This is a genomic window from Roseiarcus sp., assembly GCF_052145395.1.
GTDB lineage: Bacteria > Pseudomonadota > Alphaproteobacteria > Rhizobiales > Beijerinckiaceae > Roseiarcus.
Genome location: NZ_JBKQOT010000302.1, coordinates 1 through 7873, shown reverse-complemented (window position 1 = coordinate 7873; position 7873 = coordinate 1). Strand labels below are relative to the sequence as shown.

General features: G+C 67.9%; 5 protein-coding genes. 2 read left to right on the top strand and 3 right to left on the bottom strand.

The window, feature by feature from the left end; all coding sequences use genetic code 11:
* Nucleotides 1–126 precede the first annotated feature (126 nt).
* Nucleotides 127–885 (top strand): hypothetical protein, encoded by a 759-nt coding sequence (locus ACLP25_RS10150; protein WP_442469072.1) that lies wholly within the window; start codon nt 127–129, stop codon nt 883–885.
* Nucleotides 886–913: 28 nt separating this feature from the next.
* On the opposite strand, the gene ACLP25_RS10145 is transcribed toward ACLP25_RS10150, so the two are convergent.
* From ACLP25_RS10145 to ACLP25_RS10135, 3 genes are all read right to left on the bottom strand, one after another.
* Nucleotides 914–2086, bottom strand: a complete 1173-nt coding sequence (locus ACLP25_RS10145) for an isovaleryl-CoA dehydrogenase (RefSeq protein WP_442469071.1) — start codon at nt 2084–2086, stop codon at nt 914–916.
* Nucleotides 2087–2760: 674 nt separating this feature from the next.
* Nucleotides 2761–4431, bottom strand: coding sequence for an N-acyl-D-amino-acid deacylase family protein (locus tag ACLP25_RS10140; RefSeq protein WP_442469070.1), 1671 nt, complete (start codon nt 4429–4431; stop codon nt 2761–2763).
* Nucleotides 4432–4731: 300 nt separating this feature from the next.
* Nucleotides 4732–5961, bottom strand: coding sequence for a Zn-dependent hydrolase (locus ACLP25_RS10135; protein ID WP_442469069.1), 1230 nt, complete (start codon nt 5959–5961; stop codon nt 4732–4734).
* Nucleotides 5962–6142: 181 nt separating this feature from the next.
* Between ACLP25_RS10135 and ACLP25_RS10130 the strand changes: the two genes are divergently transcribed.
* Nucleotides 6143–7873, top strand: a 1731-nt coding sequence (locus ACLP25_RS10130; RefSeq protein WP_442469068.1) for a molybdopterin cofactor-binding domain-containing protein, incomplete at its 3' end; no start/stop codon positions are given.

Sequence of the window (7873 nt, the reverse complement as noted above, 5' to 3'; positions counted from 1 at the left end):
AAGGAAAGAGACGGAGGCCCAAAACCACGTGGGCGCTTGGGGCGTCGCGCGAAAGGGTCTTGGCGGGGGTGCGGCGTGCACGGCTTCGCCCGAAGGGCAGCGTGCGTCGGAGATGTGGTTTGCGCATTGGCGCTCGTCGCTCTCGCGCCGGCGCGGGCGGAGGCGGGCGCGTGGACCGAGCCTCAGGGCCAGGGCCTGGTGATCGAGACCTTGTGGGGCTGGCAGGGAGACGGCGCCCCGTGGGGCGACAATCCGGGGGTCAAGCAGAACCGTGCCGACCTCCAGACCTACGCCGAATACGGGCTCAACGACCAGTGGACGATCTTCGGCCAGATGGCGATCGAGCGCTATGAACTGAGCCGGCCGGAGTCGAGTCTCTACGCGGGCCTCGACTATTCCGACTTGGGGCTCACGGCGAAGCTCTGGTCGACCGGCCCATGGGTGTTTTCCGGCCAGGCGACGCTTTTTCTGCCCGGAGCGTGGAATCCTGCGTCGCCCGCGCAGGCCGGCAATACCGGAGGGGCGGCGGAAGCGCGCGCGCTTGCAGGCTTGAATTTCAATCTCGGTCCCGCCCAGGGCTTTCTTGATCTCGAGCTCGGCTACCGGGTGCGCACCGCCGGCCCTCCGGACGAATGGCACGCCGACGCGACGCTCGGCCTCAAGCCCGCGCCGGGCGTCATCCTCATGCTGCAGGATTTCGCCGTGGTTTCGATGCCTTCGACCGATCGGTCCTTTCCCGCCTGGCGGCAGAACGTGGTCCAGGGGAGTCTGGTCCTACCCGTATGGGATCGCTGGCAGCTCCAGATCAGCTATTACCAGACTACGCTTGCATATAAGACCAACACCGAACGTGGCGTGGCCATCGCGGTGTGGCGGACGTTTTGAGTTCGGGCGCGCTCGCTGCGCGCCCTCCTCACGCCGTCTTGGCGAACAGCTCCCTCCCGATCAGCATTCGCCGGATCTCGCTGGTGCCGGCGCCGATCTCGTAGAGCTTTGCGTCCCTGAGAAGCCGCCCGAGCGGGTAGTCGTTGGTGTAGCCGTTGCCGCCGAGGATCTGGATCGCGTCGAGGGCGACCTGGGTGGCGCGCTCGGCGGCGTAGAGGATGGCGCCGGCCGCGTCCTCGCGCGTGGTCTCGCCCCGGTCGCAAGCCTTCGCCACCGCATAGACATAGGCGCGCGAGGCGTTCAGCGTCACGTACATGTCAGCGAGCTTGCCCTGGACGAGCTGGAAGGTCCCGATCGGCTGGCCGAACTGCTTGCGTTCGTGGACATAGGGCAGAACGACCTCGAGCGCGGCGGCCATCAGGCCGAGAGGACCGGCCGAGAGCACGACGCGCTCGTAGTCGAGCCCGCTCATCAGCACGTTGACGCCCTTGCCGAGCCTGCCCAGCACGTTCTCCTCCGGAACCTCGCAGTCGGCGAAGACGAGCTCGGAGGTGTCGGAGCCGCGCATGCCGAGCTTGTCGAGCTTCTGGCCGTGGGAGAAGCCCTTGAAGCTGCGCTCGATGAGGAAAGCGGTGACGCCGCGCGCGCCGGCGGCCGGGTCGGTCTTGGCGTAGACGATCAGCGTCTCGGCGACCGGGCCGTTGGTAATCCACATTTTTGTTCCGTTTATAATCCAACGGTCGCCCTTCCTCTCAGCGCGGGTGGTCATGGAGACGACGTCGGAGCCGGCGTTCGGCTCGGACATGGCGAGGCCGCCGACATGCTCGCCGGAGATGAGCTTCGGCAGGTAGCGCGCCTTCTGCTCGTCATTGCCGTTGCGGACAAGCTGGTTGACGCAGAGGTTCGAGTGGGCGCCGTAGGAGAGGCCGACGGAGCCGGAGGCGCGGGACACCTCCTCCATCGCCACGCAATGCTGGAGATAGCCGAGACCGAGGCCGCCGTATTCCTCGGGCGCAGTGATCCCGTGCAGTCCGAGCGCCCCCATCTTCGGCCACAGATCGCGCGGGAACAGGTTTTCGCGGTCGATCGCGGCGGCGCGCGGGGCGATCTCCTTGTCGGCGAAACTCCGCGCGCTCTCACGGATCATGTCGGCGCTCTCGCCGAGGTCGAAGTCGAATGGTCTTGGGGCGTTGGGGATCATGGGCCTTCGGGCTTATCGCGTTGTTTCATGGCGCGGGGGAGATTGGGCGGGAACGGGCGGGATGTCAGATTCCTCGCGAAACGGCGTCGTTCGGCGCCGTTCGGAGCGCGTTCGGCGTGCGCTCGCCCCTCGCTCGACAGGCGTTCGGCGCCGAAAAAGGCGTCCTTATTCACCCGTGAATCTTGATTCTTCAGGACGTTACGAGGGCGAACGCGGAAAAAATCAACGGCCAACGAGTCCGACCTTCGGCGAGCGACGGTTCGGCTACTGCGAAAGAGTCGACGAGCGCCGAGGACGCAGGGGCCGTCAGGCGCTGTCGCCGATCCGGCTGCAGAGCGCCAGGCGTCAACGCGGGACCGCCGCCTTGGCTTTTGCGCCGTCGTTCTCATGTCGGACATCGTACCGCAGCTTTCGAAAATCAGAAAGGAAAAGTTGATTGCGATCGGTTCCCTGATGTCTTGGCGAACCGGTCAAATCGACCCTGAGCTGGCGTTGACGACGCGCGTCCCTCCCGTCGGGAGAATCCTATGCGGCAACGGACGCTTTGAGTCCTAGGATTCGAACCCCTTGACCATCCCCGCCTCATAAGGGTCAGGCGCGCTGCCGCAGAGCCCTCTCCCCCGGGGATGCAAGAGGCGTCGCGAAGCGGCCGGGTGAGGGCTCGCGGCGCGACCTCAAATCATCACGCTCTGGCTGCGCGAAGCGCGCAGCGGGCTTATCAGCGCCCGACCCAGGAACGGCTGCGGCGCAACCAGCCGGCCCTGCTCGAGCACGAGCTGCCCATGGATCCAGACCCTGTCGACCCCGGACGGCCGGATTTCCGGGTTCAGGTAGTCGTTGTTCTCGCGCACGGTTTTTGGGTCGAACAGAGTCATCGACGCGTCGGCGCCGACGCGCAGCGTCGGGTCGGGCAGGTTGAGGAAACGGCAGGGCAGCGTCGCCATGCGCCAAACCATCTGCTCAAGCGGGATCCCCATTTCGCGCGCCATGCGCAGCGCCTTTGGAAACGAGCCGAGTGAGCGGGGATGCGGCTTCTGCCCCGGCCCCGGCATAAGGCCGTCCGTGCAGATCGCCATGGTCGGGCGGCGGAAGAAGCGTTCCATCGTCGCGTCGTTGCCATAGTGGGTGATGATCGCGATCTCGCCCCGGTTCGCCGCAAAGAACTCGAACACCGCCGCATAGGCCTCCTCGCTGTCGAGGTCGTCCGCGCCCGCGGCGCGCGCCACGTCTCCAAGCCGACGGCCGAGCCAGCGGTCGCCGACTCCGGGCTTCACGCCCGCGATCTGTATGCCTGAAAGGCCACCGCAGAAGTGGACAAAGTTGTCCCAGCTCTTGGAGTCTTGGCGCATCTTGGCGATCATCGCCGCACGCCGCGCGGGATCTTCGAGCGCCGCCAGAAACTCCGCCCGGCCCCCCGCCCGCATCTCCGGGGGGAAGATGGCGTCCCCGGTCGTCGACCCCGCAGTGTAGGGATACATGTTCTCCATGGTCGGGACGAGCGAGGCGGCGTCGGCGAGCAGGCCTTCGAGCTCGCCGATGCGGTCGTAGTTCTGAGCGCCGGCGATCTTTGAATGTTCGTTGCAATAGCCGCCGCCGCCGTCGACCGCCGCCTCGATCACTTCCCTGGCGCTCGCGATGATGTTGTCGCTCTCCGAGCGCAGATGAGGAAAGAGCGCGCCGGGCTTGACCTCGTTGAACGCGCGCACCAGAGCGGCGATCTCGCGCTGGTCCGAATAGACAGCAGGGTTGTAGACGAGCCCGGTCGAGAGTCCGAGCGTGAGGGGCGCCTCCCGCCGCACCACTTCCGCCATCGCCGCGATCTCGGCGTCGGAGGCGACCCGCGCGACGTTGGCCATCACGACGCGGCGTACGGCCGAGTGGCCGAGATAGATCCCCATGTCGGTGACCGAGCGCCCGCGATGCCACGCCAAAAATTCGGCGACCGAGCTCCACGTCCATATCCCCTCGATCGCGCCGTCAAGGGGCTTCAGCTGCGCGGCGTACTGCGACCGCTCCGCCTCGACGACCGGCGCCGGCGACAGGCCGTCGACCCCGCAGATGCGCTTCGTCACCCCGCCGAGAATGGCGAGCTCGCACGCGATCGGCAGGCCGCTTTCGCCGAGCGCGGCGCCGCCGAGCGCCCCGTGGTTGTGGGTATCGACGAAGCCTGGAGCGAGCGCGCGGCCGCCGGCGTCGATGACCCGGTCGGCGGTCGCGGCCTCGGTCGGGCTCACGGCGTCGAGCGCGGCAATGACGTCGTCGTCGATCAGCACGTCGCCGGGAAACGGGGGCGTGCGTCCGTCGCCGTTGACGATCATCGCGTTGCGGATGAGCTGGCGGGTCATTTCATGTCCCGGTGACAAGATCGCGCGACGACAACGGCCGCCGCCCCCTTCTCCCTGTGGGAGAGGGTGTCGGGCGAAGCCCGACGGATGAGGGCCATCGGGCGCCAACAGTCGGGGTTGTCGTGGGTCTAAGCGTGGACGCGATCGTCACCCAAGATTGCGGCGCTTTGCGCCAAAGCCTCATCCGGCCCCTCGGGCCACCCTCGGGTCTGCGCCCGGGGGCAGGCTCTTGTCCCGCAGGGAGAAGGGGCGCGCGCAAACGACCGCCACGCGCGAGAACGAGGTCGTCTGGAGACAGTCTCATGCCGCAAGCTCGGTCACGAGCCGCAGCAGCACGTCGGCGCCGGCGGCGCAATGTTCCGGCGCGGTATACTCCTCAATGTCGTGGCTGACGCCGCCCGCGCTCGGCACGAAGATCATGCAGGCCGGGCAGACGGCGGCCAGCATCTGCGCGTCGTGTCCCGCGCCGCTCGGCAGGCGCTTGACCGACAACTCGAACTCGCGTGCGATCGACTCGACGCGGTGAACGAGCGGCGCCGAGAAGGCGACTGGATCGAAGCGGGCAAGGGAGCGCGTTTCGACTGTCACGCCCTCGGCCTTAGCGGTCTTGGCGACAAAATCGGCGAGGCGGCGCTCGGCCTCCATGAGCCGCTCGTTGTCGGTGTTGCGCAGGTCGACCGTCATCAGCGCCTTTTCGGCGACGACGTTGACGAGATTGGGCGTGAGCGTCAGCGCGCCTACGGTCGCCACTTGATTTCCCCCGATGTCTCGGGCGAGCCGGCGCACATAGGATGCGATCTCGGCGGCGACATAGCCGGCGTCGCGGCGCATCCGCATCGGAGTCGTCCCGGCGTGGTTCGACTGGCCGTTCAGCGTCAGCTCGGTCCAGGAGATGCCCTGCACGCCTTCGACGGCGCCGATCGTGCAGCCCTCGGCTTCCAGCGTCGGTCCCTGTTCGACATGCAGCTCGACATAGGCGTGGACGTTCGGGCGGCCGACCGGCGCCTCGCCGGCGTAGCCGATCCGCGCCAGCTCCTCGCCGGCGACCGCGCCGTCGACGCCGACCGTGGCGAGCGCCTTTTCGAGCGGCAGCGCGCCGGTGAAGACCAGGCTGCCGAACATGTCGGGCTGGAAGCGCGCGCCCTCCTCGTTGGTGAAGAAGGCCACCGCCAGCGGCCGTCGGGTGACGACGCCAGCGTCGTCGAGCGTCTGGACGATCTCGAGCCCGGCGAGGACGCCAAGCGCGCCATCGAAACGTCCGCCAGTGCGCACAGTGTCGATGTGGCTGCCCATCATCACCGGCAGGCCGTCCTCGCGACCGCGACGGAGGCCCACGACATTGCCGATCGCGTCGATCGTGACGGCGAGGCCCAGTTCGCGCATCCAGCCGACGACGAGGTCGCGGCCTTGCCTGTCGGCCTCGGTCAGCGCGAGGCGGTTGACCCCGCCGTCGGGCAGGGCGCCGGCTTCAGCCAGGCGCTCCAAGCGCGACCAGAGCCGCGCGCCGTTCACTCGGAGATTCTGTCGCATATGTCGGCCTCCCGCGGCCGATGCGTCGTCTCGGCTTCACCGCAGCGGAAGGGCGGCGCCGGGCACGGCTGCGACAATGAAACACCTGTCTCGTCAAGGCGTCCAGGCATAACTGATATGCGCGACGCGCTGGCGCGTTTCGACGCGATCCGGTCCGCCGATCGCGCCGGCAGGACCGACCATGGCGAATGTGAAAACGATCCAGTTCATCCTCAACGGCGAACCGCGCCAGTTCGAGACCTGGACCAGTCAGCTGTTCATCGAGGTCCTGCGCGAGACGTTCAAGATCAAGTCGGTCAAGTCGGGCTGCTCGCCGCAGCACGAATGCGGCGCCTGCCTGATGCTGCTCGACGGCCAGCCCAAATCCGCCTGCGCGATCCGCGCCGAACAGGTTGAGGGCCGCTCGGTCGTCACCCTCGAGGGCGTTTCCGACAACGAGCGTCGGCTCTACGCCGACGCCTTCCAGGCGGCCGCCGGCCTGCAGTGCGGGTTTTGCACGCCCGGTTTCGTGCTGCGGATCAAGTGGATCACCGACCAGGGCAGGAGGCTCAAGCGCGCCGAGATCGCAAAACACCTCGACGCGCATCTCTGCCGCTGCACCGGATACGTGAAAATCCTCGACGCGATGGAGCTCATCCAGGAGGCCAAATTCGGCGGCTCGCTTCCGCCGGTCATCGAGAACGGCGGCGTCGGCAAGTCGCTCCGGCGCTATCAGAGCGCCGAGCTCGCACTCGGCCAGCGGCCCTTTGTCGCGGACATCGACGCGCCAGGCCTCCTTTATGGCGCCGTCGTGCTGTCGGAGCACGCGCGAGCCCGAATCCTGCGCATCGACGTCTCCAAGGCTTTGGCGCTGCCGGGGGTCGCGGCGGTCGCGACCGCCGCCGACGCGCCCGGCGACCGCTGGGTCGGACAGATTTACGCCGACTGGCCCGTCTTCGTCGCCGAAGGCGAGGAGGCGCGCTGTGTCGGCGACGTCCTCGCGGCGCTCGCCGCGGAGACGCCGCGCCTGGCCAGCGAGGCCGCGGCGCTCGTCGAGGTCGAATACGAACCGCTGCCGCCGGTGCTCGACCCCATCGAGGCGATCAAGCCCGGCGCGCCGCAAGTCAATCCGAGGCACGACAACGTGCTTTCGGTGACCCGCTACGCCCGCGGCAACGCCGAGGCCGCGCTCGCAGCGTCTACGCACGTCGTCAGCGGCGAATGGAGAACCCAGCGCATCGAGCACCTGTTCCTCGAACCGGAGGCGTGCCTCGCCCAGCCGCTGCCAGACGGCCGCCTGCACGTCTTCAGCCAGGGCCAGGGGATCTTCGAGGATCGCCGCCAGATCGCCTCGGTCCTCGGCGAGCCGGAGGAACGGTTGTTCGTCGAGCTTGTCCCGAACGGCGGCGCGTTCGGCGGCAAGGAGGACATGACGATCCAGGCGCAGACGGCGCTGCTTGCGCGCCTGACCGGACGCCCGGTGCGGATCGAGCTCTCCCGGGAGGAATCGATCCGCATGCATCCCAAGCGCCATCCCATGACGATGACCTATACCGTCGGCTGCGACGCCGAAGGGCGGCTCACCGCGGCGAAAATCGCTATCGTCGGCGATTCGGGCGCCTACGCCTCGGTCGGCGGCAAGGTGCTCGAACGCGCCGCGGGCCACGCCTGCGGGCCCTACCGGATGCCGGCGCTCGAGGTCGAGGCGATCGCCGCCTACACCAACAATCCGCCGTGCGGCGCAATGCGCGGTTTCGGCGTCAACCAGACGAGCTTCGCCATCGAAGGCTGCATCGATCTGCTCGCCGCCAAGGTCGGCATCGACGGCTGGGAGATGCGCTGGCGCAACCTGCTGCGCACCGGCGACGTATTCACCACCGGCCAGGTGCTGGAAAAGGGCGTCGGCGTCGAGAAGACCTTGCTCGCGGTCAAG

Bases quoted from the DNA above. Each gene is read 5' to 3' on its own strand.
- ACLP25_RS10145 (WP_442469071.1), bottom strand. From the start codon at position 2,086: ATGATCCCCAACGCCCCAAGACCATTCGACTTCGACCTCGGCGAGAGC.
- ACLP25_RS10140 (WP_442469070.1), bottom strand. From the start codon at position 4,431: ATGACCCGCCAGCTCATCCGCAACGCGATGATCGTCAACGGCGACGGA.
- ACLP25_RS10135 (WP_442469069.1), bottom strand. From the start codon at position 5,961: ATGCGACAGAATCTCCGAGTGAACGGCGCGCGGCTCTGGTCGCGCTTG.